The organism is Streptomyces sp. NPDC058741 (assembly GCF_042746715.1).
Taxonomy (GTDB): domain Bacteria; phylum Actinomycetota; class Actinomycetes; order Streptomycetales; family Streptomycetaceae; genus Streptomyces.
The window spans coordinates 35,038-59,899 of record NZ_JBHYQH010000022.1 but is presented as its reverse complement, the minus strand read 5'-3'; the positions used below and the strand labels follow the sequence as shown (position 1 = coordinate 59,899).

Here is a 24,862-nt window from a genome sequence, read left to right as displayed (position 1 = left end):
GTGAAAGCTGTAGAGGGTAGCCGTCATGCCGAGTTGCCTGGAGCGCAACGATGCCTCCAGGCAACCGACTTCAGGCGCTAGAAGAAGCCAAGCTTCTGAGGGCTGTAGGAACAAAGAATGTTCTTCGTCTGCTGGTAGTGGTCGAGCATCATCTTGTGTGTCTCCCGGCCGATGCCCGACTTCTTGTAGCCGCCGAACGCCGCGTGCGCCGGGTACGCGTGGTAGCAGTTCGTCCACACGCGGCCCGCCTTGATCGCGCGGCCGAGGCGGTACGCCGTGTTGCCGTCTCGGGTCCAGACGCCCGCGCCGAGACCGTACAGCGTGTCGTTGGCGATCTTCAGGGCCTCGTCGACGGAGTCGTAGGTCGTGACCGAGACGACCGGGCCGAAGATCTCCTCCTGGAAGATCCGCATGTCGTTGGTGCCGCGGAAGATGGTCGGCTCGATGTAGTAGCCGCCCTCCAGGCCGGGGACCGTGCGCGGGTTGCCGCCCGTGACCACTTCGGCGCCCTCCTGCCTGCCGATGTCGAGGTAGGAGAGGATCTTCTCGTACTGGTCGTTGCCGGCCTGCGCGCCGATCATGGTGGCCGGGTCCAGCGGGTCGCCGCTGACGATCGCCCGGGTGCGTTCGACGCAGCGGGCCATGAACTCGTCGTAGATCGACGAGGCGACCAGGGCGCGGGACGGGCAGGTGCAGACCTCGCCCTGGTTGAGGGCGAACATCACGAAGCCCTCGACGGCCTTGTCCAGGAAGTCGTCGTCGGCGGCCATCACGTCGGGCAGGAAGATGTTCGGGCTCTTGCCGCCCAGTTCGAGCGTGACGGGGATGATGTTCTCGCTCGCGTACTGCATGATCAGGCGGCCGGTCGTCGTCTCGCCGGTGAACGCCACCTTCGCCACCCGCGAGCTGGAGGCCAGCGGCTTGCCCGCCTCGACGCCGAAGCCGTTGACGACGTTCAGCACGCCGGGCGGCAGCAGGTCGGCGATCAGGTCGATGACATAGAGCAGGCTGACCGGGGTCTGCTCGGCCGGCTTGATGACCACGCAGTTGCCCGCGGCCAGCGCCGGGGCCAGCTTCCAGGCGGCCATCAGGATCGGGAAGTTCCACGGGATGATCTGGCCGACCACGCCCAGCGGTTCGTGGAAGTGGTACGCGACCGTGTCCTCGTCGATCTCCGCGATGCTGCCCTCCTGCGCGCGGACGGCCCCGGCGAAGTACCGGAAGTGGTCCACGGCCAGCGGGATGTCGGCGGCCAGGGTCTCGCGGACCGGCTTGCCGTTCTCCCAGGTCTCGGCGACCGCGATCTTCTCCAGGTTCTCCTCGATGCGGTCCGCGATGCGGTTGAGGACGCCCGCGCGTTCCGCGGTGGAGGTGCGGCCCCACGCGTCGGCGGCCCGGTGCGCGGCGTCCAGCGCCAGGTCGACGTCGGCCGCGGAGGAGCGGGCGACCTCGCAGAAGGTCTCGCCGGTCACGGGGGTCGGGTTGTCGAAGTAGCGGCCCTCTACGGGGGCGACCCAGTCGCCACCGATGAAGTTGTCGTAGCGGCGGGCGAAGCTGACGATGCTGCCGTCCGTACCGGGCTGCGCGTACACCATGGCGGCTCTCCTCGGTGAAGGGAGGTGACGGGTGCGGGTGACGGCCCACGCCGTCGTGACGCCCACACTGTGCCCCCGGGAGGTTGGCGCAAGGTTGGTGCAGCGGCCGTCAGTCGTGCACGGCCGTGCTCAGCCGTCCCGCCGCGAGCGCCCGGCGCGTGTCGTCCGGGCCGAGCAGACGCAGCGCGTGCTCGTGGACCTCCGCGTCGTACGGGGCCCGTTCCCCGTAGCGCAGGGCGTGTTCCGGGCGCGAACTCGCGAGGACCGCCTCCCGTACGGCCACTTCGAGGCGCGTGCGCCACTCCTCGATGCCCGGTGCCCCGGAGCGGGGGAGCAGCGGGCCGCCGTAGCGGCCCAGGGCGGTGTCCGTGTCGCCCTGCTCCAGGGCGCGCAGCACGTCGGCGGCGTCGCAGGACACCGGGGTGGTGAGGGTGTAGCGGCGCGGGGCGACACCGCCGCCGAGTGCGCGGCGCAGGTGGGAGACCTCCGCCTTGAACGTGGACGCCGTCACCGGCCGGTCCCCGTACAGGGCGGCGCGCAGCCGCTCCGGGGAGAAGCCGTCGGGTTCCAGGGCGAGCAGGGCGAGGATCTCCATCTGGCGCGGGCGCAGGGACAGGGGCCGGCCCTCCCGCTCGGCCTGCTCGGCGCCCAGGCAGGTGAGGTGCAGCCGGGGCGAACGGGACGGCTGCGGCTCCGCGGCGAGACGGGCCTCGATCGTCGACACCAGTGTCCGTACGGTCGACATGGCCAGCGGGTGCGAGCGGTCCCAGGTGGTGGAGAGGTCCAGCACGCCGAGGACCCGGCCGTCCGGTCCGTGCACGGGGGCGCAGTAGCAGACCCAGCCGTGCAGGGCCGACACCAGGTGCTCGGCCGAGAAGACCGAGCTGGGACGGCCGGTGCGCAGGGCGAGTGACAGCGCGTTGGTGCCCATGGCCTGCTCGTCCCAGCGGCCGCCCGGCGCGAAGTTGACCCGCTCGGCGCGGTGGCGCATGGCCGGGCCGCCGCAGGTCCACAGGATGGTGCCGGACTCGTCGGTGACCGCCGTGACGAAACCGGCGTCCTCGGCGATGCTGTGCAACTCCCCGGCCAGGGCGGACACCGGCCGGTACAGCGGGGAGGAGGTCCAGCGCTGGTGCACCGAGCCGTCGTCGGTGACGGGTGCGCTGTCCCGGCCCGGGTCGACGCTGCTCAGCGAGCGTGCCCAGGACTCCGTCACCTCGTGGCGCAGCGCCACGCTGCCGCCCGGCCGCGCGCCCGGCACGCCGAGCCGCGGCACCCATCGTGACCACTCGTGCTCCAGCACGGCCCTGCGCTGCCGGAGGTCGGGGCGCTGTGACATGGCCTCCCCTGCCGTCGTACGGGACGACCGACGCCCGGGCGATGTCCGGCTCGTCCGTCGGCCTGAGTCAGTGTTACCGGATTCGGGGCTCCGGGGCGAGAACCCCGTTCGAGCGGGGTACGGACGCCCGACCCGCCGCGAGCGGGTGACCGTCCGGTGCCCGGGTGCCGCCGTGCGGGTGACGGGTTCACTCGACCCGACGGACGAGGGTCCGCCCGTGTACCACCGGCGCGCGGCGCCGCGTTGGCCCGGCATGGAGAGCACCGACACGGCGCGGCGCCCTCTCGGCCACGACGTGGCGCCCCGCGCGTACGCCGAGCTCACCACCGCCTTCGGGGGCCATCCGCCGATCCACGCGGCCCTGGCCGCCGAATGGGAGGCCCGGGGCCATGCCGTCCCGGAGCACGCGACGGCCAGTGGGTCTCCTTCGCCGCGCCGGGCGAGAGCGAGACCTGGAGCTCCGTGACCTGCTGGACGTCCGGTGCGCACCCGGGTCCGCGGCCGCGGCCGGCGTCCCCCCGGGCGCCGAGCGGGCGGCTCGCCCGACCCGCCGTCCGTGACCACCGGTGCGCGCCGACCGCGCCCGGACCGCGCGGGACGGAGGACGAGACGGGGGAGGTGAGCGGCCGTGCGTGCGGGCGCCTGCCTCACCAGCCCTCCGCCGGCACCGGTTCCGCGCTGACGGGTGCCAGGACCGCGAGGGTGCCGGTGGCCTCCCGCAGGGCCTTTTCCAGGGTGCCGGGGGTGTGCAGCGCGCCGGTCCCGTCCGGGGGCACGAGCCACTCCAGGCGTCCGGCCGGGCGGTAGGGCGGGGGCACCGCCACCCACGAGCCCCGGCCGACATGGCGGACGCCGGACCCGACCCACTCGCTGACCGGATCGGGCGGCAGGAAGAAACCCACTCTGCGTGCGGCGCAGTCCACGAGGGTGGGACCGGGCACCTTCAGCGGGTCGCGCCACAGGAGGTCGAGGGCGAGCAGCCCGAGGCGGTCGGGGACGCTGAGCACGTCCCAGTAGCGCCCCGCCTCCACCAGGGCGGTTCCGGTGCCGTGGTCCCACTCGCGCTTGCACTGCTGGGGGTCCTTGGCCGCCGCGGCGAGCCACTCGACGGCTTGCTTCCCCATGACGCTCTGCATGACCACCCCAGCACGGTCGGCGCGCCACGACGGCGCGGGCGGGACACGGGCCGGCGACCCGCGGGGTTCGCGAGCCGCACGGCCGTAGCCATGCTCGTAGATATTTCTACGCGCAGGAAGGGGTGGCGCGGCCTGGCGTTTACGCCGACGCCTGTCCCGGTCGAAAAGGTGGCGGTCGAAGGCCCGTCTCGTAAGCCCGGGATCAACTCCTAAGCCGGAGCCGGAGCCGGAGCCGGAGCCGGAGCCGGAGCTGAAGCCGATGCCGATGGCGGGGCCGGGATCTGGTTCCCAAGCCGGAACTGAAGCCGGAGCCGTCGCCGAAGACCGGGCCTGTGAAGGGGGCGAGGTCAGCCGGTGCGCTCGGCGTTCTTCTTCTTGAGGCGGGCCGCCTCCTTGCGGACCTCCGCCTGGGTGGCGCGCTCCCGCTTCAGCCACTCGGGGCGCTCCTGCTCGAGCGTCTCGATCTGCTCGGTGGTGAGCGGCTCGGTGACGCCTCCGCGGGCCAGGCCCGCGATGGAGACGCCGAGCTTCGCCGCGACCACCGGGCGCGGGTGGGGGCCGTCGCGCCGCAGGTCCTGCAGCCACTGCGGCGGGTTCGCCTGGAGCTCGCCGAGCTCGGCGCGTGAGACGACACCCTCCCGGAACTCGGCGGGGGTGGCCTCGAGGTACACACCCAGTTTCTTCGCCGCGGTGGCGGGCTTCATCGTCTGGGTGCTCTGGTGCGACGTCATGGCGCCAGGGTATCGAGCGCGTGCCCGCCCTCCGACCACGGCCGGTAGCCTGGCCAGGTGACAGGCTCGGAAGCACCTCCCTCGTTCCGCCTCGCGTACGTCCCCGGGGTGATGCCCGACAAATGGGTGCGCATCTGGAACGAGCGGCACCCCGGGGTCCCGCTGACGCTCACGCAGGTGCCCGCGATGGCGGCGGCGGGGCAGCTGCGCGACGGGGAGGCCGACGCGGGCCTCGTCCGGCTGCCCGTGGACCGCACGGTCCTCAGCGCGATCCCGCTCTACACCGAGCAGACGGTCGTCGTGGTGCCCAAGGACCACCTGGTCACCGCCGTCGACGAGGTGGCGCCGGAGGACCTGTCCGACGACATCGTGCTGCACCCCCTCGACGACGTCCTGGACTGGGAGCGTGGCCTGCCCGGCCGGCCCGCCTTCGAACGCCCCGCCACCACGGCCGACGCCGTCGAACTGGTCGCGGCCGGTATCGGCGTCCTGATCGTTCCCCTGTCGCTGGCCCGTCTCCACCACCGCAAGGATCTCACCCACCGGCCCCTCACGGACGCCCCCGAGTCGAGCGTGGCCCTGGCCTGGCCCGAGGACGCGACGACGGACCACGTGGAGGACTTCATCGGCATCGTCCGCGGCCGGACGGTCAACAGCACCCGGGGCCGCCGACAGGATCCGGTCCAGGGGAAGCCGAAGCGCACCCCGCAGCCCCAGAAGCCGTCGGGAGCGAACCGTCGCGGTGCCTCGGGCGCCGCCAAGGGCGGCCGACGGGGCAGGCCCCGCCGCCGCTCCTGAGCCCGGCCGCCCTCGCTCAGCCAGCCGTCGGAGTCGGCCCCGGTCCGAAGGACGGGTTGGGGGCGACCGTCTGGAAGTCCTTCAGGTCCTCGGGGACCGGCAGCACCCGGACCGGCGCACCCGCCTGCGGAGGCGGCGGCGTGGTCTGGTCCTGGGGCAGCTTGGCCGGGGCGGTGATCTGGAAGGCGACCTGCTCGTGGTTGACCAGGCCGGTCTTCTCCAGAATCGTGATGTGGTCCAGCACGGTGTCGTTGGTCTGGTCGGCGAGCGCACGCACGAGGCTGTTGCGCGTGGTGGCCCGGATCTTGGCGATCGTGGGGAAGATGCCGCCGTGCGCGACGCGCATGATGGTCACGGCGGTGGAGTCGAACTCCTTGCCGGTGCTGCCTTCCGCCGTCGCCACGAACTGCTGCTGCTGCGGCGACGGTTCGTTCGGCAGGCTGATGTTCATGTCCGTGGCGATCTTGCGGCAGGTCGCGTCCAGCCGCCCGTGCCCGACGAGCAGGTGCTTGGCGACCTCCTTCATCGCCGGCGTGGTGCCCCGCTCCATCGCCATCTGCCCCAGGGGGTACTCCCACAGGCCGGCCGCGCGCACACGTACCACGAAGTCCCGGTCCGCCTCGGTCAGTGGGCCCCACTGGGTGCTGGCGATGATGCGGTCCTGGCCGGAAGCCGTGTTCTGCACGCCCAGCATGCTGGGGTAGGCGAGAGCGGAGAGCGTAAGGATCAACGCACCGCCCACGAACGCGGTTCCTGCCGTGCTGCGCGAAATGCGCATCGTGCCTCCTGGGAAAGAAACGGCCCAACACCCAGTGGTACGGACGCCGACGGCGAAACAATCACCGTCGCCGCGAAAACGTTCGGCGACCCGCGCTCAGCCGCCCTGGGAGGCCGCGGCCGCCGTCCGCACCATCCGGTCGCCGTCGGACCTGGTCGGCAGCCCGGCCGTCGCCCACGTCCCGGCCGTGGAACCGCACCCGCGCCACCGGGTCGGTCTCGTCGTCCGGGACAGCCCGGCCAGGCCCTCCCAGCCGTCCGGGCCGTGTCCCGCCGAGGTCGAAGACGACCGCGAGGCCGCCGGGAAGGCGCATGGTGTCAGCACGTCGAGGAGCGCGGTCCGTGACGGGGGAGGAGGGGTCAGGAGCGTGCCTTCCGGCCGATCGACCGCACCAGCGGCAGGAGCCGGTGCGGCACGCGTTCGCGCAGGGCGACCTCCGTGCGGGTGCGGACCACCCCGGGCATGCTGATCAGCTTCTGGACGACGTCCTCCAGGTGCGCGTTGTCCCGCGCCACGACCCGGGCCAGCAGATCGCCGCCGCCCGTGATCGAGAACGCCTCGACGATCTCCGGCACCTCGGCCAGCTCGTCGCCCACCTCGTCGAGATGCCCCTGGGTGACCTCGATGTGCACGAACGCCAGCACCGGATGCCCGAGGGCGGCGGGGGACAGGGCCGGAGCCGTGCCGGTGATCACCCCCTCGCGCTCCAGCCGGTCGAGCCGCGCCTGGAGGGTGCCCCGGGCCACCCCCAGGATCCGGGCGTACTCGCGCACGCTGGTGCCCGGCTGCTCCAGCAGCAGCCGCAGGATGCGGGTGTCGAGCTCGTCCACGGGCATGGCGCGCCTCCTCGTCCGTTGGCTCTGTCGTGGCCGTTCCTGGGCGGCCTGGGCTGTGCCAATGGACCAGTCTAGAAGGAGCGAGTTGAGCCAGTGGTGCCGAAGGTGCTCCCATGGGGGAGTCAATGGCGCTGCGGACCCCGCGGCGCCCTTTTCATGCTTTCTCCGGGCCATCGTGCGAAGGGGGCGGTAAGCGGTGCTGAAGAGGGTGTTCGTGGCTTCGGATCCGGGGCGGACGCGGTTGCGGTTCGCCACGCGTGCCGTCGTAGGCATCGCGCTGGCGGTCGCCGTCGGCGGCCTCGCCGGGCACCCCCTCACGGGAGCCGTCACCGGGGGCCTGGCCGCCCTGCTCGCCCTCTTCACCGTCACCGACGCCACGGTCCGGGGCCAGGCGGTCACCACCGCCCTGCTGCCCGTGGTCGGCCTGCCGGTGCTCACCGCCGCGGCCGGGCTCCACGACCACCCGGTGGCCCGGGACCTCACCTTCCTCGCCGTGGTCGGCGCCGGGGTGTACGCCCGCCGCTGGGGCCCGCGCGGGCACAGCCTCGGCGTCTTCGCCTTCATGACCTACTTCGTGGCGCAGTTCCTGCACGCCACCCGTGACCAGCTGCCCGAGCTCCACGCGGCGGTCCTGCTGTCCGTGCTCGCCGCCGCCGCGGTGCGCTTCGGCCTGTGGTGCTACGAGCGCCGTCTGCCCCCGGCCGCCGCACCCGCCCCACCGGGCGGCACCGGCCTCGCCCGCGTGACCACCCGCCAGGCGATCCAGGCGACCGCCGGGGCTGGCTTCGCCCTCGTCGTGGGCCAGCTGGTCTCCGGACAGCGCTGGTACTGGGCCGTCGGCGCGACCTGGTGGATCTTCGTCAACACCACCTCCCGCGGCGAGACCCTCGTGCGCGGCTTCCGCCGGCTCCTCGGCACGGTCATCGGCATCGGCCTCGGCCTGCTGGTCGCCGTCCCCGTGCACGGCGACCCGGCCCTCACGGCCCTGCTCGCCGCCGTCTGCGTCTTCGGCATCTTCTACACGGCCGCCGTGTCCTACACCTGGATGATGCTCTGGGTGACCCTGCTCGCGGGGCTGCTCTACGGCCTCCTCGGCGTGCTCTCCCCGGGGCTGCTCGCCCTGCGGCTCGCCGAGACCGGCGTCGGGGCGCTCGGCGCCGCCCTGGCCGTGCTCTTCGTCCTGCCCGTCACCACGCACAGTGTCACCGACGCCTGGATCCGGCGGGCCCTGCGCTGCGTGCACGCCTGCGCCGTCGAGACCGCCCGGCGGCTCGCGGGGGCGCCGGACGCCGATCCGGCCCCCCGGGTCACCGAGCTGGAGCAGCTGCTCGCCCGGGTACGGCTCTCGGTCGCCCCGCTGGTGCACCCGCTCAACCCGATGCTCGGCCGCAAGCGCCGGGCCCGGCGCGTCCTCGACCTGCTCGACGCCTGCGCCGGGGAGATCCGCGGCCTGGTCGCCGTCGCCGCCGACCCCGAGGCCTCGCACGACGCCCGCCTGGCCACGGCCTGCCGGCGCGTGGAGGCCGCGGTCGAGGCGCTCACCGAGGGCCGGGACATCACCGTTCACCCGGACGGGGCACCCCTCGCGGAACCCGCCCTGGCCCATCTGCACGGCCTGGAGCGGGCCCTGGCCGAACTCGCCCGCCCGCTGCGCACCCCGTCGGGCTCGCCGCTCGCCGGGGCGTGAACCCGGCCCCGACGCTTGACCCTTTGGTCTAGACCGCGCATGATCGGCTGCGCGGTTCCGGCGGACGGCGGCACACGGCCCTCCCGGGCGGCGCGCACCCGGCACGCGGACGGCGCGACGGCGAGAGGGGACAGCGGTGGCGGACGGCAGGCGGGCGTTCATCGGATCGTTCACGGCGGCCGGAGGCCCCGGCATCGTGACGGCGCGGGTCGACGCCGGCAGCGGCGCTCTGACCGTCCTGAGCACCCTCGACGACGTTCCCGACCCGTCGTACCTGGCCCTGTCTCCCGACCGGCGGACCCTGTACGCGGTCAGTGAGACGGCCGATGGCGCGGTGGTCGCCTACCGCGTGCACGGGGACGTGCCCGAGCCGGCCGGCCCGCCCGTGTCCGTCGACGCCGACGGCCCGACCCACCTCGGTCTGTTCGCCGGGCACGTCCTCACGGCCAACTACGGCTCCGGCAGCGTCACCGCGATCCCCGTCCGCCCCGACGGCACGCTCGCCCCGGACGCCTCGGGCGTCCTGCGGCACACCGGCTCCGGCCCGTACACCCCGCGCCAGCAGGGCCCGCACGCCCATCAGGTGCAGCCCGACCCGAGTGGCCACTGGGCTGTCAGCGTCGACCTCGGTACCGACTCGGTGCGGGTGTGCACCCTGGCGGACGGCGCCCTGGTGCCGCACCGGGAGACGGCCCTGCGGCCCGGCTCCGGACCGCGCCACCTGGCCTTCAGCCCCGACGGCGCGCACGCCTACGTCGTCCATGAACTCAGCCCCTCCGTCACCGTCTGCCGCTGGGACGGAGCCGACGGCGTGCTGAGACCGCTGACCGAGGTCCCCGTGCTGCCCGGCGCCCCGGCGGGCGACGCCCACCCCTCGGGGATCGCCGTCTCACCCGACGGCCGCTTCGTGTGGACCGCCACCAGGGGCGAGGACGCCCTGTCCGTCCTGGCCGTGGAGGGTGACGCGCTGCCGCTGGTCACCACCGTCCCCTGCGGAGGCCGCTGGCCGCGTGCCCTCACCGCGTCCGGAGGTTTCCTTTACGTCGCCAACGAGCGCTCGGGGGACGTGACCTGGTTCGCCACCGACCCGGACACGGGGGTGCCGGCGCGCCGCGGCTCCCTCGAGGTGCCGGCGGCGTCCTGCGTGGTCGTCGGCTGACGGGGCCGAAGGGCTCGCCTCCCCTTCGCGACGGCGAAGGCCCGCTCCGGGCACGGAGCGGGCCCTTCCGAGTCGTACCGGGGCGTCAGCGTACCGGCGCGCCCTGCGGCTGCTGCGGCGTGATGCCCAGCGCCGTCGTGTACTTGGCCAGGGCCAGCTTCCCGATCGCCGGGTACGGTCCGAGCGACTCGGACGCGGAGCACTCCGCCTCCTTCGCCGCCTCCTCGACCAGCCCCGGCTCGATCTCCGGGCCGATCAGGTACGGCGCGAGGGCCAGCTGCCGCGAGCCGGAGGACCGCAGCTGCTCGGCGACGGACGCGATGGAGCCCTCCTGGTCCAGGGCCGCCGCCATGACCGGCACCGCGAGGCGCGCGGCGAGCAGCATGCCGGTGATCCCGGCCGCCTGCACGGCCTCGTCACCGCCCACGGACGCCAGGATGATGCCGTCGGCCGCGGTCGCCACGGTGAACAGGCGGGCGCGGTCGGCGCGGGCCAGGCCGGCCTCCGAGAGCCGCACGTGCAGCGCCTCGGCGAGGAGCGGGTGCGGGCCGAGGACGTCGGTCAGCTCGGCCGCGATACGGCTCTCCATGACGGCCTGGCGCACGCGGCGCAGCAGTGCGCTGTCCGGGCCGGCGAGCAGCGGCACGACGACAGCGACGGGGCCTTCGGGCGCCCTGACGTCCATGCCGGCGGCACGCGCCTGCTCGAAACGGGCCGTGCGCTCCTCGGCGGCGCGCACGAGGACGCCCTGCAGCGACGGGAAGTCCGCGTCGTCCCCGTCGAGGTAACCGATGCGGGCATCGAGGCCGGGCAGCTCGGAGCGGCCGATGCTCACGACCTCCTCGGCGAGGCTGCGCGTGGCGCTACTGGGCGTCCCCGGCACGGCGAGGACGAGCGCGGGCGCGCCCTCGGGAGCGACCAGAGGCTCGGGACGGCGGTGCCGTCCGGGCTGGCGGGGGCGCGGCATTCGTACGGGCAGGCCATCCGCGGGCCCAGTAGGGGAACTCATGGCGCCGCATGTTACTGGCTTCCTGGGCTCCCCTGTTCGGGGAGGGTGCAGGTGAGCGGTATCCGTCCGGCTTTGTCTGATGAGTTGCGTACGGTTCGGGTGTGATCGGATCCATTCATCCCTTCGGGCCCGTCGCGGTCAGTGACGACTCGTCCCCACGGGCCTGTCGCGACGGGCCTGTCGCGGTCCCTGACGACTCATCCCCACGAGCCCGTGACGGTCAGCATCGACGCGTCGCCGGGCAGCCCGAGCGAGCCGGTGCTCAGCTCGGCGGCCATGCGCACCGCGCCGTGCAGCGGATCGCCCTCGGCGGGCACGCGTCGCGCGCGCGGGATCCGCTCGGCCAGCTCCTCGTCCAGGGGGCCGAGGAGCGCGTCGCCCATCCGGAACAGTCCGCCGGTGACGGCGACGAGCGGCTCCCCGGCGGAGGGGCACACCGCGCGCGCGGAGTCGGCCATGTGCCGGGCGGCCGCCCGCAGGATGCCCGCAGCGATCCCGTCCTCGTCCGCGCAGGCGGCCACGGAGGGTGCGAAGGAAGCGAGCACGGCCGACCGGTCCGCGCGCGGGTACAGCACACCGGGCAGCCCGCGCATGGGCCCGAACATCTCCTCGGCGCGCGCCAGCAGTCCGGCCGAGCCGCCGTCGCGCCCGTCGTGGGCGCGCAGCGCGGCCTCCAGACCGGCCCGTCCGATCCAGGCCCCGCCCCCGCAGTCGCCCAGCAGATGTCCCCAGCCGTCCGCGCGGCGCCAGCCGGCCGGGTCCATGCCGATCGCGATCAGCCCCGTACCCCCGGCGATCACCGCGCCCGGCCGGGACCCGAGGGCCCCCGCGTACGCGGTGACGGCGTCGGCCGCCAGCGCGACCCTGCGCACACCCATCTCCCGCGCCAGGGCATCCGGCAGCTCGGCGCGCAGCGCGTCACCGAGCGAGGCGAGCCCGGCCGCGCCGACGACCGCCGCCTCCAGCCGCAGCGGCCCGGTCTCCTCGGCCAACGCACGGACCAGCGGGAGGAGCCGGGCCATGAAGTGCTCCGGGTCGATGCCCCGGTCCCCCGTGCGGACAGGATCCCCGGAGGTGCGCCGGGCGAGCGGTCCCCGCTCGGCGGTGCCCACCACCGCGCGGAGCCCCGACCCGCCCGAGTCCACGGCGAGGAACCCGGAGCCGCCCGCCGCCCCGGTCACGGCAGGCGCCAGTCCACCGGTTGGCCGCCCTGGCGGATCAGCAGGTCGTTGGCCCGGCTGAACGGGCGGGAGCCGAAGAAGCCCCGGTCCGCCGACATGGGGGAGGGGTGAGCGGATTCCACGGAGGGCAGATCGCCGAGCAGGGGACGCAGGTTGCGGGCGTCGCGCCCCCACAGGATGGACACGAGCGGCTTGCCGCGCGCGGCAAGAGCGCGGATCGCCTGCTCGGTGACCTCCTCCCAGCCCTTGCCCCGATGCGCGCCCGGCTTGCGCGGGGCGGTGGTGAGGGCCCGGTTGAGCAGCAGCACGCCCTGCCGCGTCCACGGCGTGAGGTCGCCGTTGGACGGCTGGGGCAGGCCCAGGTCGGCGTTCAGCTCGCGGTAGATGTTGATGAGGCTGCCGGGCAGCGGCCGCACCTCGGGCGCGACCGAGAACGACAGTCCCACCGCGTGCCCCGGGGTCGGGTACGGGTCCTGACCGACGATCAGGACGCGCACCTCGTCGAAGGGTTGCTGGAAGGCGCGCAGGACGTTCGGCCCGGCCGGGAGGTAGGTGCGTCCCGCGGCGATCTCCGCGCGCAGGAAGTCCCCCATCGCGGCGACGCGTTCGGCCACCGGTTCCAGGGCCTTCGCCCAGCCCGCTTCGACGATCTCATGCAAGGGTCGTGGTGCCACGGCGTCACCCTACTGTCGTAAGGGTGGCGGAGATCAACCGGTGGCCAAGGCCCGTCCGGGGCCGCGCCGGACGCGAGGGCTCCCGCCTCATCCCACGACCGCGGCCCGGACGCAGAGCACGTCCGGCAGGTGCGAGGCGAGCTGCTGCCAGCTGTCACCGTCGTCCGCCGAGGCGTACACCTCGCCGTTGCGGTTGCCGAAGTAGACGCCCGCCGGGTCCGCGTCGTCGGTGCACATGGCGTCGCGCAGCACCGTGCCGTAGTGGTCCTCCCGGGGCAGACCCGCCGAGAGAGGCTCCCAGGTCCTGCCCGCGTCCGTCGTCCGGTAGACCCGGCAGCGGTGGCCGGCCGGGACCCGGTCGGCGTCGGCGTTGATGGGGAAGACGTACGCCGTGTCCCCTCTGCGGGGATGCGCCACCGCCGCGAAGCCGAAGGTGGAGGGCAGGCCCTCGCCGATGTCCGTCCAGTGCGCGCCCGCGTCGTCGCTGCGGTACACGCCCCAGTGGTTCTGCAGGTACAGTCGGTCCGGGTTCGCCGCGTCCCGGGCGACCTTGTGCACGCACTGGCCGAACTCCGGGTTCGGGTCGGGCAGGAACACCGCGGAGACGCCCGTGTTGGAGGGCGTCCAGCTCGCGCCGCCGTCCAGGGTGCGGAACACCCCGGCCGTCGAGACGGCGACCGTCACCGCCAGGGGGTCGCGCGCGTCGGTGAGTACCGTGTGCAGGCCCTCACCGCCGCCGCCCGGCACCCACTTGGACCGCGTCGGGTGCTCCCACAGCGGCCGGATCAGTTCGAACGTCTCCCCGCGGTCCTCCGAGCGGTACAGCGCGGCCGGCTCCGTGCCCGCGTACACCACGTCCGGCTCGGCCGCGGCCGGGTGCAGCTGCCACACCCGCTCCAGCGAGGCGCCGGTGTCCTTGGGGAACTTGACCGCGGGCCGAGCCGGTTCGGTCCAGGTCCGGCCGAGGTCGTCGGAGTGGAAGACGGACGGGCCCCAGTGCGCGCTGTCGCCGCCGGCCAGCAGCCGCGGGGTGGCGGCGCGGGTGTCGATCGCGACCGAGCACACGGCCTGCGCGTTGAAGTAGGGACGCTCGTCGAACTCCCAGGGGCCGCCGCCCCGCCTGCGCCCGATGAACAGGCCCTTGCGCGTACCTACGGCGAGCAGTACCTCGGTCATGCCGATCACCTCCGCGGCGTCGTCGTCGACGCCTTCGTCCAGGACATCGGACAGTCTGCACCCCACCACTGACAGCGACCCCTCCGTGCGGCTCCGCTCCAGGTCAGGGCGGTGTCGGAGGCCGCCCACCAAGGCGGGACCTGTGAGAGCGCCCACGCCGGGCGGGTGCGGTGAGCGTGCGGGGGCGATCTTCCGTACGGGGAGGGCGGCGGAAGGTCATGCGCTCGTGAGGAGGATGCCCACGACGGCGTTGCGTGGTCCGAAGGTGTGGCTGTGGCGCTGGCGGCGCAATCCGCTCAGGCGCCGCTCGGACAGGGTCGAGGCCTGCATCGTCCTGGGCGTGTGGGCACTGACCGCGCTCACCGGGGTGCTGGCCGGTTCGTCGGTGAGCCGCTCGGTCGAGGCCGCTGGCCCGGGAGCGCGTCGAGTCGCGCCCCGTGGGGGCCCACCTCGCCGAACGCGCTCCCGGGACGCCGGCCGGCGACGGCCGCGCGGCCCGCGCCGGGCGGGTGTGGGCGGAGGCGACCTGGACCGCCGGGGACGGCACCGCGCGCTCCGGGCAGCTCCGTGTCCCGGCGGGGAGCGCGGCCGGGACCCCGGTCACCGTGTGGACGGACCTCGAGGGCCGCCAGGTCACCCGCCCCGGCACCGAGTCGCAGGCCCGCCTGCGGGCCGTCCTCATCGGCGGCGTCGCGGGCCTCAGCGCCGCTGCCGTCCCGCTGCTCGCCGGCCGTGCCCCGCGCAGCCGCCTGGAGTGCCACCGCATCGATCAGTGGGACGCCGAGTGGTCCCGCTTCGGACCGATGTGGGGGCGCACCACGGGGTGAGGCGGTACCCGAGCCGGCACGCCCCGGCAGGGCCGGAGGACTGCCGGCCCCGGGCAGGCAGCCCTACCCGGGCCACGCCCCGGCCGGCACGCCTGCGCACACCCGCATCAGCTCCAGATCGGCCCGGATGCCCTGACCGCCGACGTCGCACCGATGCCGCCTCGGGGATACCAGCTCCGCGCGCAGCAGGTCGTGCAACGGCGCGCCGGCCGGCCCCAGGGCGGTGACGCATCCGGCGATCGCCGTCCGCGTGTGAGGGTGCTCGTTCCACGCGACGCGCAGCAGCGCGAGGACCTGGTCCGGCTGCCCGGACACGCGCCATACCGCACAGGCGGCCGCCGTCCGCTCCAGCGGGTCCGCGGAGCCGGTCATCCCGCGCAGCGCGGGCAGGGCCGTACCGGCCGCCGGCCCCATGCGGCCGAGGAGGTCCGCTGCGGCCACCCGACGGGACCGGCCGGCTGTGCCCTCCACGGACGCCGGGGCCGCCAGGGCGCGGGAGGCGCCCCCCTCGGTGCCCGTCGCCGTCCGCGCCGAGGCATCCGCAGTGCCGACGACATCCGCGGTGCGGGCCGCGGAGTCACAGGATCCGGCACCGCTCCAAGTCAACTCCCGCACCAGCAGGGGCACCAGCCCATCCGCGCCGCCGCCCGTCACCGACCACAGCGCCTCGGCGGCGGTGACGGCGCAGTCGGTCTCCAGCAGCTCGCGCAGGTCGGGTATCGCCTCGCGTGCGGCGCCGCCGAGGGCGCCGAGGGCCCGGGCGGCCGCTTCCGCGACGGCATCACCGGGGCCCCCTCCGCCCGGGCGGCCCCGCAGCAGGCGCAGCATCGACGGCACGGACCCGGCGTCCCCCAGAGCCCCGAGCGCCGTCAGCAGCGGCACGGCCCGTTCCCGCACACCGGGCCCGTCCAGCGGCACCCGTGCGAGACGCCGTCGCAGGGCCGGGGCGAGGGGCGCGGCGGCGCGTCCCAGGTGGGGCGTCACCAGCCCCAGGTCGTCCGGCACGACCGGTCCCGCGAGCACCTCGGCCAGCATCGGCACGGCCCGTGGATCACCCGTCCTGGCCAGGGCCTTGAGCGGGCCGCCCAGCCTCGGCGCGCCCCGCTCGCCGTGACGTACCCGGAGCCCCGGGCGGTAGGTCAGCAGCGCGTGCAGATGGTCCGCGGCCGGAGCGGCCAGCGCGAAGAGGTCCAGCAGGACGGTGACGGCAGCGTCGTGCAACCGGCCCTCCTCGGAACCTAGTTGGGCCCCTATGAGGGTGATGGGCTCCGTGTGGCCGGCGCGCCACTCGCGGAACAGCGCGGCGGCCATCCACACGGCGTTGCACCGGTCGAGAGGGTCCGGACTGGTCAGCTGCCCGCGCAGCAGGGCCACCCGGTCGGCCAGCCGGCTGCCGAGGGCGCCGTGCAGGGTCCGCAGCAGTTGCGCGCCCTCCTCGTCCGAGGGCCGCAGCCGCCGCAGCCGCACGGCGATTGTGTCGGAGCGCGGGCAGTCGCAGGCGTGTCTCGCACGCGTGCGCTGCCCGGATCTGTCCCGGAGTAGCCGCACGACGGTCGGCACGAGCTCCGGAGGAAGCAACTGCGGTGCGCAATACGCGAGTTGACCCAACGCGGCGAGTCGCAGCCCGGGCCCGTACGGGGGCTCGCTCAGCTCGGACAACAGACCCACCACGTCGGCCGTCCGCACCGCGTCGGCCGTCTGCACCGCGTCGGCCGCCCGGTATCGCCGGGCGAGCAGGCCCAGCGCCTCGGCGAGGGCGAGCAGCACCCGGTCGTCCCGCTCCACCTTGATCCGCTCCCGCAGCAGGGCCAGCACCCGGGCCGGTTCGTCGAGAAACAGCACGAGCGCCGCCGGGACGGTCCGGCGCACCCCGGCGTCGGCGTCCCCGGCCAGCCGGACGAAGACCTCGGCGTCCGCGCGCAGGGCGGCACGGGCGCGCGCGGCGAGGTCCCCGCGGGCGCCCTCCATGTCGCCGATGCTGACGAGGAGTTCCACGACCCCCGCCCGGTCCCGGACCTCCTCGCGGCCGGCGAGCGCGAGGAGGAACGGAACACAGGCGAGGGTCGCCTCGTACACGTCACCCCGGTGGTGCACGGCGCCGTACATCCCGTCGAGCGCGGTCTGCCGCTCGGCGGGATCGGCGGAGGCCAGGCCCCGCAGGAGTCCGGGCACGTCCTCCGCGCTGCCGTACGCATGCCGCATCGAGGCCCAGTCGACCTCGTCGATCCCCCTGAACACGTTGTCCTCCCCTGGCGAAGTACCGACTGACGGGGAGTCTGCACCACGGCACCGACAACCAAGCGGAACCAGCCGATGACGGTGCGCGAACTGTGTGCCGGTTCGCTGACTGTCGTTCAGTGCCCGGTGGGCGGCGGGCGCTCCAGCAACCGGTCCGGCCCCTCGGCGGAGCCCGGTTCGCGGTTCAGTGCCGCGGCGCGCCGAGCACATCGACGTTCTCCGAGCCCTCCCGGACGACCGGGCCGGTACACGTGCGCGTGGGCGTGCGGGCGCACGACGCGAGCTGCCGTGCGAAGCGCCCGCCGGGATGGACGTGCGGGGTGCCTCGGCCGCGAGGTTCTGGTCGAAGCCCACGAGGACGGTGAGTTCGGCGGTGATCTCGTCGGGCAGTTCCAGGGACCGCAGGTGTGCGGCATGGTGCGGGCCGCGTCCGCGATGACCGCGGTGTCCTTCGCGTCGGTCGTGGCCTCGCCCGGGTAGAGATCGGCGATCCGGCGCATGGCAAGCCCGGGCAGGTAGGCCACCTGGCAGCCGGCGTCGCGGGCGACGGGCAGCGGCAGGGCGCCGATCGAGGCGGGGTGATCGACGATCGCCAGGACAGTGCCGAACTTGTCGCGCAGCTTGTCGAGGACGGCTCGCAGCCTGGGCTCGCTGTCGGGCAGCGGCCTGTCGAAGACCTTCTTCCCGGCCGCGGTCAGCCCGCGCCGTGGTGGGCACTCTTGCCGACATCCAGGCCCAGGAACACGCCCACGTCTTCGGGCTCGGACATCGCGCCCCTTCCCAAGGGGTGTTGACGGTGCCGGCCTCGGCGTCGGTGTCGTACGCGCGCATCCACGCTGTGCGGACCTGCCATCCGCGAGCTGTCCGGCATAGCGCCGGACCGGGTGGCGGCCGGACCTCTGATCAGCGTCTCCGACGGCGCCTCCCGGGCCAGGGGACACCACTCCCCAGGTCATCCGTTTCGAAAGGGGGACGCAGCCATGCCGGGCCCGGAGGCCGGCGGCCCCGTTGCAGGACCGCGGAGAACATGACTGTGAGAGTTGTTCTGCGGCCCGGGATGGGGTGCTGCCAGGCTCGACGTTCGTGATCCGGCATGACTCGGGGGTGATCGCGACGAACGCGTCGTACAACGGCACGATCGCGCCGGGCGCGAGTGTCGGCGTCGGCTGCCAGGCCGGGCACGGCGGCAACAGCGCCGCTCCGGCCGCGTTCACCCTCAACGGGACGGCGTGCGCGGCCGGTTGACGTACGCGGGAGGGAGCAGGCTCAGACCGATCGGTGGTACTGCTCCGGCACCCGCACCTCACCGCCGAGTTCCCGGGCCGCGTGCCGGGCCCAGGACGGGTTGCGCAGCAGCTCCCGGCCCAGCAGGACGGCGTCCGCCTCGCCGTTGGCCACGATCTTCTCGGCCTGCTCGGCGTCCGTGATGAGCCCCACCGCGGCGACGGGCAGAGCCGTCTCGTTCCTCACCCGGGCGGCGAAGGGGACCTGATAGCCGGGGCCGGTGGGGATGCGGACGCCGGAGGCGTTGCCACCGGTGGAGACGTCCAGCAGGTCCACGCCGTGCTCGCGCAGGTCGGCGGCGAGGCGGACGGTGTCGTCCGGGGTCCAGCCGCCCTCGTCGAGCCAGTCGGTCGCCGAGACGCGGAAGAACAGCGGCTTGTCCTGCGGCCACACCTCCCGTACGGCGTCGACGACTTCGAGTGCGAAGCGGGTGCGGTTCTCGTACGAGCCGCCGTAGGCGTCGGTGCGGTGGTTGGAGTGCGGGGAGAGGAACTCGTTGATCAGGTAGCCGTGGGCGCCGTGGATCTCGGCGACCTCGAACCCGGCGGCGAGGGCGCGACGGGCCGCGGCGGCGAACTGCTCGACGGCCTTCCGAATCTGATCGACGGTCAGCTCGGCCGGGGCCGGGTGCCGCTCGTCGAACGGGATCGCGCTCGGCGCGACGGAGTCCCAGCCGTGGGCCTCCGGGCCGACCGGGGCGCCGCCCTTCCACGGGCGTTCCGTCGAGGCCTTGCGGCCGGCGTGCGCCAGCTGGATCGCCGGCACCGTGCCCTGCGCGGCGAGGAAGGCGGTGACGCGGCGGAACGCCTCGACCTGGGTGTCGTTCCAGATGCCCAGGTCGTACGGGGAGATCCGGCCCTCCGGGGACACCGCGGTGGCCTCGACGATGATCAGGCCGGTGCCGCCGGTCGCGCGGGCGGCGTAGTGCGCGAAGTGCCAGTCCGTGGGAGCGCCGGCCCGCGGGCCCTCCGGCGCCGCGGAGTACTGGCACATCGGAGGCATCCACACGCGGTTGGGGATCGTCACATCACGCAGGGTCCAGGGCTCGAAGAGCGCGGTCACGGCAGACTCCAATCGTCACGGGGGCCGAGGTCGACTCGTACGATAGGCATCGTAGTACGGTGGATGTCAAACTACGAGGGTTCTCGTACTATAGGGGTCCCCGAGGAAGTGGAGTCCGCCGTGACCGCCCCCGCCGTCAGCAGCCGCGACCTGCCGCATCCCGTGCGTGACGAGATCCGGCTGGAGGATGTGCTGCACGCGCTCTCCGACCCGATGCGGCTGCAGATCGTGCGGGAACTCGCCGCACGCGAGGCCGAGTTGTCCTGCTCGGAGTTCGAGCTGCCGGTCACCAAGTCGACCACCACGCACCACTTCCGCGTGCTGCGGGAGAGCGGGGTGATCCGGCAGGTGTACCGGGGGACGTCCAAGATCAACGGGCTGCGGCGGGACGACCTGGAGGAGCTGTTCCCGGGGCTGCTGGACGCACTGCTCGGCGCGGCGCAGCGGCAGGCCGACCGGGGGAGCGGCTGAACGGGCCGGGCCGCGGGCGGCTGCCGCGCGGTCCCGTGCTGCGTCCCGCGCTCTGCGGGGCGGACGGGGTCCGGCGGCGGCTCTCAGGGGCGGGCGGCCCTCAGCAGGGACGGCCAGTCCGGGAGTTTGACCACCGCGCGGCCCAGTGAGGCGCCCAGTTCCGCCTCCGCCCGTTCGATCGACTCCCAGCCCGCCCAGGCGACCGGGTCGGCGCCCGCCGCGCGCAGGGCCGGAAGGGCGTCGTCGGGCACGGGCCTCTTCCTGAGCGCGGGGGCGTCCTCCAGGAGCGATGCCGCCGTCTCCTTGGCGCAGGGCCGGTTCGTGCCGATGACCCCCGTCGGGCCGCGCTTGATCCAGCCGGCCACGTACGTGCCCGGCAGGACGGCACCCTCGCGCAGGACCCGGCCGAACCGGTTCGGTACCGTGCCGGTCGCCGCGTCGAACGGGAGGCCTTCCAGAGGCACCCCGCGGTAGCCCACCGAGCGCAGCACCAGCTGGGCCTCGATCTCCTCGTACCGGCCCGTGCCGGTCACGCCGCCGTGCCCGTCCGGTGCGGTCCGCTCGAAGCGGACCGCGCGGACCCGGCCGCGCTCGGCGAGCAGTTCGACCGGGCGGAGGAAGAAGCGCAGGTGGATCCGGCGGGCCGCACTCCTCGGCGGCGTCTCGGCCCAGCCGCGCAGGACCTCCACGTTGCGGCGCTGCGGCGTGGGCAGCCCGGCCGGGTCGGCGTACCCCGGGTCCGCCGCCAGGTCCGCGGGATCCAGGGCGACGCCGGTCTCCGGCAGGGTGGCCAGCTCGCGCAGCTCCTTGGTGGTGAAGCGGGCCTGGGACGGGCCGCGGCGGCCCACCATGTGGATCTCGCTCACCCGGCTCGCCGCCAGCGTGTCCAACGCCGCCTGAGGCATGTCGGTCGGGCGGAGCTCGGTGAGGCCCCGGGCGAGCATCCGGGTCACGTCCACGGCGACGTTCCCCACGCCGATCACCACCGCCGAACGGGCGTCCCGCAGGAACCCGGTGTCCACGGAGTCGGGATGGGCGCTGTACCAGGACACGAACTGGGTCGCCGACCAGCTGCCCGGCAGGTCCTCACCCGGAACGCCCAGACGCCGGTCCGTGGCGGCACCCACGCAGTACACCACCGCGTGGTACAGCTCCCCGAGCCGCGCGACCGGTACCCCGCCGGGGCCGACCCGCACCCCTCCGAGGAACCGGACCCGGTCGTGCCGCAGGACCGCGCGCAGGTTGTTCTGCAGCGACTTGATCTTCTCGTGGTCGGGAGCCACGCCGTAGCGGACCAGGCCGTACGGGCACGGCAGCCGGTCCAGGACGTCGACCCGCACCCCGGATTCCTGCTGGACCAGGCTCTGCGCGGTGTAGCACCCGCTCGGCCCGGAGCCTACGACGGCGACGCGCAGCACGGCGGAACTCCTCACCCGGGCAGAACCCGACGGATCCCTGGGGAGCGCTGACGCCTCCAGCATCGCACCGGCCCGGCTCCGCTGACAGGGTGCACTGCTCCGCCCGGGGTGCGTGTCCGATCTGGAGGGAATGTGATCATGCGGTTACGTTCCGTGTGTGCTGGAAGCATCCATTCTTCAACTTTCTGATCGCTCTCCGGCGGACGGCGCGGTGTCCGTGCGGCCCGCGTGGGAAGTGCGGGAGAACGAGTCGGCCACCCGGTGGTTCGAGTTCCGGCTGGCCTTCGCCGACGGCGCACGCGTCGACGCACTGGCCCTCGTGACCGGCCGAAGCGTCTGTGTCGAGGAGGTGCGCGCTCAGCCCGCGCTGTCCCTGGACGACCTGGCCGTGCTCGCCGCCTGGATCGAGGAGGCGATCGCCGACGTGTGCGGCACCGGACCGGGGCACGGCGGAGGACAGGGCCGCCGCGCCCGGCCGGCCTGGCCGCACGGTGAGGAGGGGTGCCGGCTGGTGGCGCAGGAGTACCGCGCGGCCCAGCGGCACGGCACCGACCCGGTCCTCGCCGTGATGGGCGCGACCGGGCACGGCCGCCGCACCTCGCTGCGCCTGATCCGCCGGGCCCGGGACGCGGGCCTGCTGCCCCCGCGCCGTGCCCGGCGGTGAGAGGGGCGGCCAGGCCGGGCGCGGGTCCGAACCACACTCCGCTCGACGTACACACCCGGCGAAGCAGGCCCCCTGAGGTCCGATCAACGACATCATCGGCAAGGGCGACCGGCGCAAGCTCGTCTTCCGCAGCCACTTCAAGATCCCCCGCCACCAGGCGGACACCGAGAACTGCGTCGCCCACAACGGCTCGCTGATCCCCGTCAAGGGCAGGGACATCATGGTCCAGGCCTGGTACCGGGGCGGCGTCTCCGTCTGGGGCTTCACCGACTCCGCCGATCCGAAGGAGATCGCCTACTTCGACCGCGGCCCGCTGACCACCGACACGATCAGGACGGGCGGCTCCTGGTCGGCCTACTACAACGGCCACATCTACTCGAACGAGATCGCCCGGGGCTTCGACGTCCTGAAGATCGACGACCGGCGCACGGCACCGGCCCGCTGGGTCCGGATGCATGAGCTGAACGTGCAGACGCAGCCGGACTACCTCGACTGAACCGGTGGGCCGCAGCGCGGTGCGGCCCCCGTGGCGAAGAACCGCGACACGTCCGTGTCGCCCGTCCCGCCGGAGGCCCCGGCCCCCGGCGGGACACCCAGCTCCGTGTCGAGCCGGTAGCGCTTGAACAGCTCCGCCCGCAGCACCGGCACCGGCATCGGCGCCCCCGGCACCAGGGCCGCGTACACGGCGCCCATCAGCAGGGCGCGCAGCATCGGGTAGTCCTGGTCGACGTCCCGCGAGCCGTGCCGTACGACGGTGTCCCGCAGCAGCTCCGCCAGCCGCCGCTGCTCGGGGCAGGGCACGAAGCCCTCGGCCTGCAACAGCCCGGCCATGTGCTGGCGCATCAGCACGGGGTGATCCCGGGCCAGGCCCAGGATCGCGTCGACGGCCCGGGCCATCCGCTCCCGCCCGTCCTCGGCGGGCGGCTCGCGCTCCAGCGCCTCCTCCAGCGTGCGGTGCATCAGCCGGTGCACGGCGGACTGCACGAGCTGGCGCTTGCCCGGGAAGTAGTACGAGACCAGCCCGCGTGCCGAACCCGCCCGGTCCGCGATGTCGCCGAGCGTCGTCGCCTCGAAACCGCGCTCGCCGACGAGCTCGACCGCAGCCTGCAGAAGCCGCTCCTTCGAACGTCTCCGCAACTCTTCGTTGACCGAGGCGGTGCGCGGGGACATGCTGTAACTCCTGCGTTGACTGGCTGCCAGCCAACTATACTCGGAGCTTCCGGCCCGGCCCGTGCGGCCCGGGCCGGAGATGCCGTCTGCCTCGGGCGACACGGGGGATCGTCCGAGGCGGACGAGCAGTCGGCCGGCCGTCCGTCCCGCCGGTGGATGGCCGGCCACCGCAGCGCGGCGCGCCCTCTCAGCCCACCAGGTCCAGGACCGGCCGCAGCCCGTCCGGCCGGGCGCTCGCGGGCAGGTGGTCCACGAAGTGCACCGCGCAGCCCAGGGCGGTCGCGCCGCCGTCGGCCCGGCGGTCGTCGCCGACCATGAGCGTCCGTCGCGGATCGGCGCCGAGCGCCTCGCAGGCGGTGGCGAAGAGCCGGGGATCGGGCTTCTGGACGCCGTGCTCGAACGACAGGACGTACGCGTCGACGTAGGGGTCCAGGCCGTGCTCGCGGAAGACCGGGCGCAGGTCCCAGCCGATGTTGCTGACCACCCCGACGGGGATGCCACGGTCCCGCAGTGTGCGCAGCACCTCGACCGCGTCCGGGTACGGGGCCCATGCCGCCGGGGTCATGTGGCGGTCGTACAGCGCGTCGTGCAGCGCCGGGTCGGGCAGCGTGACCTGCCGGGACAGTCCGGTGTAGGCGGCCCGGTGCAGGGCGGCGCTGCTGTCCCGCACGCCCCAGGTCGCGGCCAGTTCCTCCGGCACCCGCGCGGGGTCGCCGCCGCCCGGCAGCGCACCGACGGCCTCCAGCGCCCGCGCGGCGGCGGTCACCTCCGCCTCCGTCAGTGAGACTCCGGTGGCGGCGAGGGTGCCGCGCAGCCAGGAATCGGTGGACTCGACCCGGAAGAGGGTCCCGGAGAAGTCGAACAGCGCGGCGGTCATGGGCAGATCCTACGAATCCCCGGCGTCCTGCGGGGCCCGTTGCGGCCGGAGCCCGTGCACCCACACGGCCAGGGCCACCACCGTCGCGCCCAGCAGCCAGCCGCCCACCACGTCCGTCGGCCAGTGGACCCCGAGCCAGACGCGGGTCAGCCCGACACCGACCACCGAGACGATCCCCACGGCCAGCGCCGTGCGCCACACGACGGGGGTGACGCCGTGCCGGTGCAGCAGCCACAGGAGCAGGCCGCACGCGAGCGTCGCGGTCATGGCGTGGCCGGAGGGGAACGCCGCGAAGTGCGCCGAGTCCACCGGGTCCGGCCACACCGGGCGCGGGCGGTCCACCGCCGCCTTGACGCCCTGCTGCAGCAGCGAGCCCAGCGCGACGGTGAGCGCCAGCCACACCGCCGTCCAGCGAGCCGCGAGCCGCACCACCAGCCACACCACGACCACGGCGCACAACAGGCGCATGGTCCACGGGTCCCACACCCAGTCCGTCAGGACGCGGCACGCCTGGGTGATGCCGGGTTGGTCGACCGCCCAGTGGTGCGTGGTCGCGGCGATGTCCCGGTCCGCGCTCATCAACGGGCTCCATCTCGCCGCGACGAGCGTCAGCAGGAGGATCGAGCACGCGGCGAGGACGCCGGTGAGCCCGGCGGCTGTGCGGTGATCCGGACGGGGCGGGGAGTCGACGGACGGGGTGTGCATACCGCGATCCTCGCCGAACCGGGGGGTGAGTATCCAGCACGCGGACG

Annotated in this window: 21 protein-coding genes and 4 pseudogenes; 8 read left to right on the top strand and 17 right to left on the bottom strand. The window is 74.2% G+C overall.

Annotation, left to right across the window (positions count from 1 at the left end; translation table 11 throughout):
- Window positions 1-77: 77 nt before the first annotated feature.
- The 4 genes from adh to ACFW6P_RS19340 all read right to left on the bottom strand — a co-directional run bounded on the left by adh (window position 78) and on the right by ACFW6P_RS19340 (window position 4,801).
- Complete coding sequence (gene adh, locus ACFW6P_RS19355) at window positions 78-1,595, bottom strand: aldehyde dehydrogenase (protein ID WP_386354079.1); 1,518 nt, start codon at window positions 1,593-1,595, stop codon at window positions 78-80.
- Window positions 1,596-1,704: 109 nt separating this feature from the next.
- Window positions 1,705-2,934, bottom strand: coding sequence for a transcriptional regulator (locus ACFW6P_RS19350; RefSeq protein ID WP_386354077.1), 1,230 nt, complete (start codon window positions 2,932-2,934; stop codon window positions 1,705-1,707).
- A gap of 647 nt (window positions 2,935-3,581) precedes the next feature.
- Window positions 3,582-4,070, bottom strand: a complete 489-nt coding sequence (locus ACFW6P_RS19345; protein ID WP_386424238.1) for a hypothetical protein — start codon at window positions 4,068-4,070, stop codon at window positions 3,582-3,584.
- Between the two features lie 347 nt (window positions 4,071-4,417).
- The gene (locus tag ACFW6P_RS19340; protein ID WP_386354075.1) at window positions 4,418-4,801 is read right to left on the bottom strand and encodes a DUF5997 family protein; all 384 of its coding nucleotides are present in this window, start codon (window positions 4,799-4,801) and stop codon (window positions 4,418-4,420) included.
- 57 nt (window positions 4,802-4,858) lie between these two features.
- On the opposite strand from ACFW6P_RS19340, the gene ACFW6P_RS19335 reads away from it, so the two are divergent.
- The gene (locus ACFW6P_RS19335; protein ID WP_386424219.1) at window positions 4,859-5,599 is read left to right on the top strand and encodes a LysR family substrate-binding domain-containing protein; all 741 of its coding nucleotides are present in this window, start codon (window positions 4,859-4,861) and stop codon (window positions 5,597-5,599) included.
- Window positions 5,600-5,615: 16 nt separating this feature from the next.
- Here ACFW6P_RS19335 and ACFW6P_RS19330 read toward each other — a convergent pair whose 3' ends face one another.
- The gene (locus tag ACFW6P_RS19330) at window positions 5,616-6,377 is read right to left on the bottom strand and encodes a DUF4142 domain-containing protein (protein WP_386354071.1); all 762 of its coding nucleotides are present in this window, start codon (window positions 6,375-6,377) and stop codon (window positions 5,616-5,618) included.
- Between the two features lie 359 nt (window positions 6,378-6,736).
- A complete protein-coding gene (locus tag ACFW6P_RS19325) occupies window positions 6,737-7,213 on the bottom strand; it encodes an Lrp/AsnC family transcriptional regulator (RefSeq protein ID WP_386354070.1) in 477 nt (158 codons plus the stop codon).
- A 196-nt stretch (window positions 7,214-7,409) separates the two neighbouring features.
- On the opposite strand from ACFW6P_RS19325, the gene ACFW6P_RS19320 reads away from it, so the two are divergent.
- Both ACFW6P_RS19320 and ACFW6P_RS19315 read left to right on the top strand, forming a co-directional pair.
- Complete coding sequence (locus ACFW6P_RS19320; RefSeq protein ID WP_386354068.1) at window positions 7,410-8,900, top strand: FUSC family protein; 1,491 nt, start codon at window positions 7,410-7,412, stop codon at window positions 8,898-8,900.
- A 136-nt stretch (window positions 8,901-9,036) separates the two neighbouring features.
- A complete protein-coding gene (locus tag ACFW6P_RS19315) occupies window positions 9,037-10,059 on the top strand; it encodes a lactonase family protein (RefSeq protein WP_386424217.1) in 1,023 nt (340 codons plus the stop codon).
- 85 nt (window positions 10,060-10,144) lie between these two features.
- Here ACFW6P_RS19315 and ACFW6P_RS19310 read toward each other — a convergent pair whose 3' ends face one another.
- The 4 genes from ACFW6P_RS19310 to ACFW6P_RS19295 all read right to left on the bottom strand — a co-directional run bounded on the left by ACFW6P_RS19310 (window position 10,145) and on the right by ACFW6P_RS19295 (window position 14,168).
- A complete protein-coding gene (locus tag ACFW6P_RS19310) occupies window positions 10,145-11,068 on the bottom strand; it encodes a sirohydrochlorin chelatase (RefSeq protein ID WP_386424215.1) in 924 nt (307 codons plus the stop codon).
- A 197-nt stretch (window positions 11,069-11,265) separates the two neighbouring features.
- Window positions 11,266-12,249 (bottom strand): N-acetylglucosamine kinase, encoded by a 984-nt coding sequence (locus ACFW6P_RS19305; protein WP_386354062.1) that lies wholly within the window; start codon window positions 12,247-12,249, stop codon window positions 11,266-11,268.
- On the bottom strand, window positions 12,246-12,923 hold the full coding sequence (locus ACFW6P_RS19300; protein ID WP_386354061.1) for a uracil-DNA glycosylase: 678 nt from the start codon (window positions 12,921-12,923) through the stop codon (window positions 12,246-12,248). The genes ACFW6P_RS19305 and ACFW6P_RS19300 overlap by 4 nt, the downstream gene beginning before the upstream one ends.
- 87 nt (window positions 12,924-13,010) lie before the next feature.
- A complete protein-coding gene (locus ACFW6P_RS19295; RefSeq protein ID WP_386354059.1) occupies window positions 13,011-14,168 on the bottom strand; it encodes a WD40/YVTN/BNR-like repeat-containing protein in 1,158 nt (385 codons plus the stop codon).
- Between the two features lie 166 nt (window positions 14,169-14,334).
- Between ACFW6P_RS19295 and ACFW6P_RS19290 the strand changes: the two are divergent.
- Window positions 14,335-14,926 (top strand): annotated as a pseudogene (locus ACFW6P_RS19290) (hypothetical protein).
- Between the two features lie 63 nt (window positions 14,927-14,989).
- Here the strand turns inward: ACFW6P_RS19290 and ACFW6P_RS19285 are convergent.
- Both ACFW6P_RS19285 and ACFW6P_RS19280 read right to left on the bottom strand, forming a co-directional pair.
- On the bottom strand, window positions 14,990-17,164 hold the full coding sequence (locus ACFW6P_RS19285; RefSeq protein ID WP_386354141.1) for a HEAT repeat domain-containing protein: 2,175 nt from the start codon (window positions 17,162-17,164) through the stop codon (window positions 14,990-14,992).
- Window positions 17,165-17,473: 309 nt separating this feature from the next.
- Window positions 17,474-17,933: pseudogene (locus ACFW6P_RS19280) on the bottom strand (IS110 family transposase); the annotation flags it as partial.
- A gap of 335 nt (window positions 17,934-18,268) precedes the next feature.
- On the opposite strand from ACFW6P_RS19280, the pseudogene ACFW6P_RS19275 reads away from it, so the two are divergent.
- Window positions 18,269-18,409, top strand: a pseudogene (locus ACFW6P_RS19275) (cellulose binding domain-containing protein); the annotation flags it as partial.
- 21 nt (window positions 18,410-18,430) lie between these two features.
- Here ACFW6P_RS19275 and ACFW6P_RS19270 read toward each other — a convergent pair.
- Entirely contained in the window at window positions 18,431-19,510 is a 1,080-nt protein-coding gene (locus tag ACFW6P_RS19270) for an NADH:flavin oxidoreductase/NADH oxidase (protein ID WP_386424214.1), read from the bottom strand.
- 120 nt (window positions 19,511-19,630) lie between these two features.
- Between ACFW6P_RS19270 and ACFW6P_RS19265 the strand changes: the two genes are divergently transcribed.
- The gene (locus ACFW6P_RS19265; RefSeq protein ID WP_386354055.1) at window positions 19,631-19,981 is read left to right on the top strand and encodes an ArsR/SmtB family transcription factor; all 351 of its coding nucleotides are present in this window, start codon (window positions 19,631-19,633) and stop codon (window positions 19,979-19,981) included.
- A gap of 83 nt (window positions 19,982-20,064) precedes the next feature.
- Here ACFW6P_RS19265 and ACFW6P_RS19260 read toward each other — a convergent pair whose 3' ends face one another.
- Complete coding sequence (locus tag ACFW6P_RS19260; protein WP_386354053.1) at window positions 20,065-21,399, bottom strand: FAD-dependent oxidoreductase; 1,335 nt, start codon at window positions 21,397-21,399, stop codon at window positions 20,065-20,067.
- A 211-nt stretch (window positions 21,400-21,610) separates the two neighbouring features.
- Between ACFW6P_RS19260 and ACFW6P_RS19255 the strand changes: the two genes are divergently transcribed.
- The gene (locus tag ACFW6P_RS19255) at window positions 21,611-22,063 is read left to right on the top strand and encodes a DUF6214 family protein (RefSeq protein ID WP_386424212.1); all 453 of its coding nucleotides are present in this window, start codon (window positions 21,611-21,613) and stop codon (window positions 22,061-22,063) included.
- 82 nt (window positions 22,064-22,145) lie between these two features.
- A pseudogene (locus tag ACFW6P_RS19250) lies at window positions 22,146-22,559 on the top strand (hypothetical protein); the annotation flags it as partial.
- On the opposite strand, the gene ACFW6P_RS19245 reads toward ACFW6P_RS19250, so the two are convergent.
- From ACFW6P_RS19245 to ACFW6P_RS19235, 3 genes are all read right to left on the bottom strand, one after another.
- Entirely contained in the window at window positions 22,547-23,233 is a 687-nt protein-coding gene (locus ACFW6P_RS19245; protein ID WP_386354049.1) for a TetR/AcrR family transcriptional regulator, read from the bottom strand. The pseudogene ACFW6P_RS19250 and the gene ACFW6P_RS19245 overlap by 13 nt on opposite strands.
- 187 nt (window positions 23,234-23,420) lie before the next feature.
- On the bottom strand, window positions 23,421-24,110 hold the full coding sequence (locus tag ACFW6P_RS19240) for an HAD family hydrolase (protein WP_386354047.1): 690 nt from the start codon (window positions 24,108-24,110) through the stop codon (window positions 23,421-23,423).
- Between the two features lie 9 nt (window positions 24,111-24,119).
- Window positions 24,120-24,815: a phosphatase PAP2 family protein gene (locus ACFW6P_RS19235; RefSeq protein WP_386424210.1), complete on the bottom strand. Its 696-nt coding sequence runs from the start codon at window positions 24,813-24,815 to the stop codon at window positions 24,120-24,122.
- Between the last annotated feature and the right edge of the window lie 47 nt (window positions 24,816-24,862).

Excerpts from the sequence above, each read along its gene's own strand:
- adh (WP_386354079.1), bottom strand. The coding sequence starts at position 1,595 with ATGGTGTACGCGCAGCCCGGTACGGACGGCAGCATCGTCAGCTTCGCC.
- ACFW6P_RS19350 (WP_386354077.1), bottom strand. The coding sequence starts at position 2,934 with ATGTCACAGCGCCCCGACCTCCGGCAGCGCAGGGCCGTGCTGGAGCAC.
- ACFW6P_RS19345 (WP_386424238.1), bottom strand. The coding sequence starts at position 4,070 with ATGCAGAGCGTCATGGGGAAGCAAGCCGTCGAGTGGCTCGCCGCGGCG.
- ACFW6P_RS19340 (WP_386354075.1), bottom strand. The coding sequence starts at position 4,801 with ATGACGTCGCACCAGAGCACCCAGACGATGAAGCCCGCCACCGCGGCG.
- ACFW6P_RS19330 (WP_386354071.1), bottom strand. The coding sequence starts at position 6,377 with ATGCGCATTTCGCGCAGCACGGCAGGAACCGCGTTCGTGGGCGGTGCG.
- ACFW6P_RS19325 (WP_386354070.1), bottom strand. The coding sequence starts at position 7,213 with ATGCCCGTGGACGAGCTCGACACCCGCATCCTGCGGCTGCTGCTGGAG.
- ACFW6P_RS19310 (WP_386424215.1), bottom strand. The coding sequence starts at position 11,068 with ATGAGTTCCCCTACTGGGCCCGCGGATGGCCTGCCCGTACGAATGCCG.
- ACFW6P_RS19245 (WP_386354049.1), bottom strand. The coding sequence starts at position 23,233 with ATGTCCCCGCGCACCGCCTCGGTCAACGAAGAGTTGCGGAGACGTTCG.
- ACFW6P_RS19240 (WP_386354047.1), bottom strand. The coding sequence starts at position 24,110 with ATGACCGCCGCGCTGTTCGACTTCTCCGGGACCCTCTTCCGGGTCGAG.
- ACFW6P_RS19235 (WP_386424210.1), bottom strand. The coding sequence starts at position 24,815 with ATGCACACCCCGTCCGTCGACTCCCCGCCCCGTCCGGATCACCGCACA.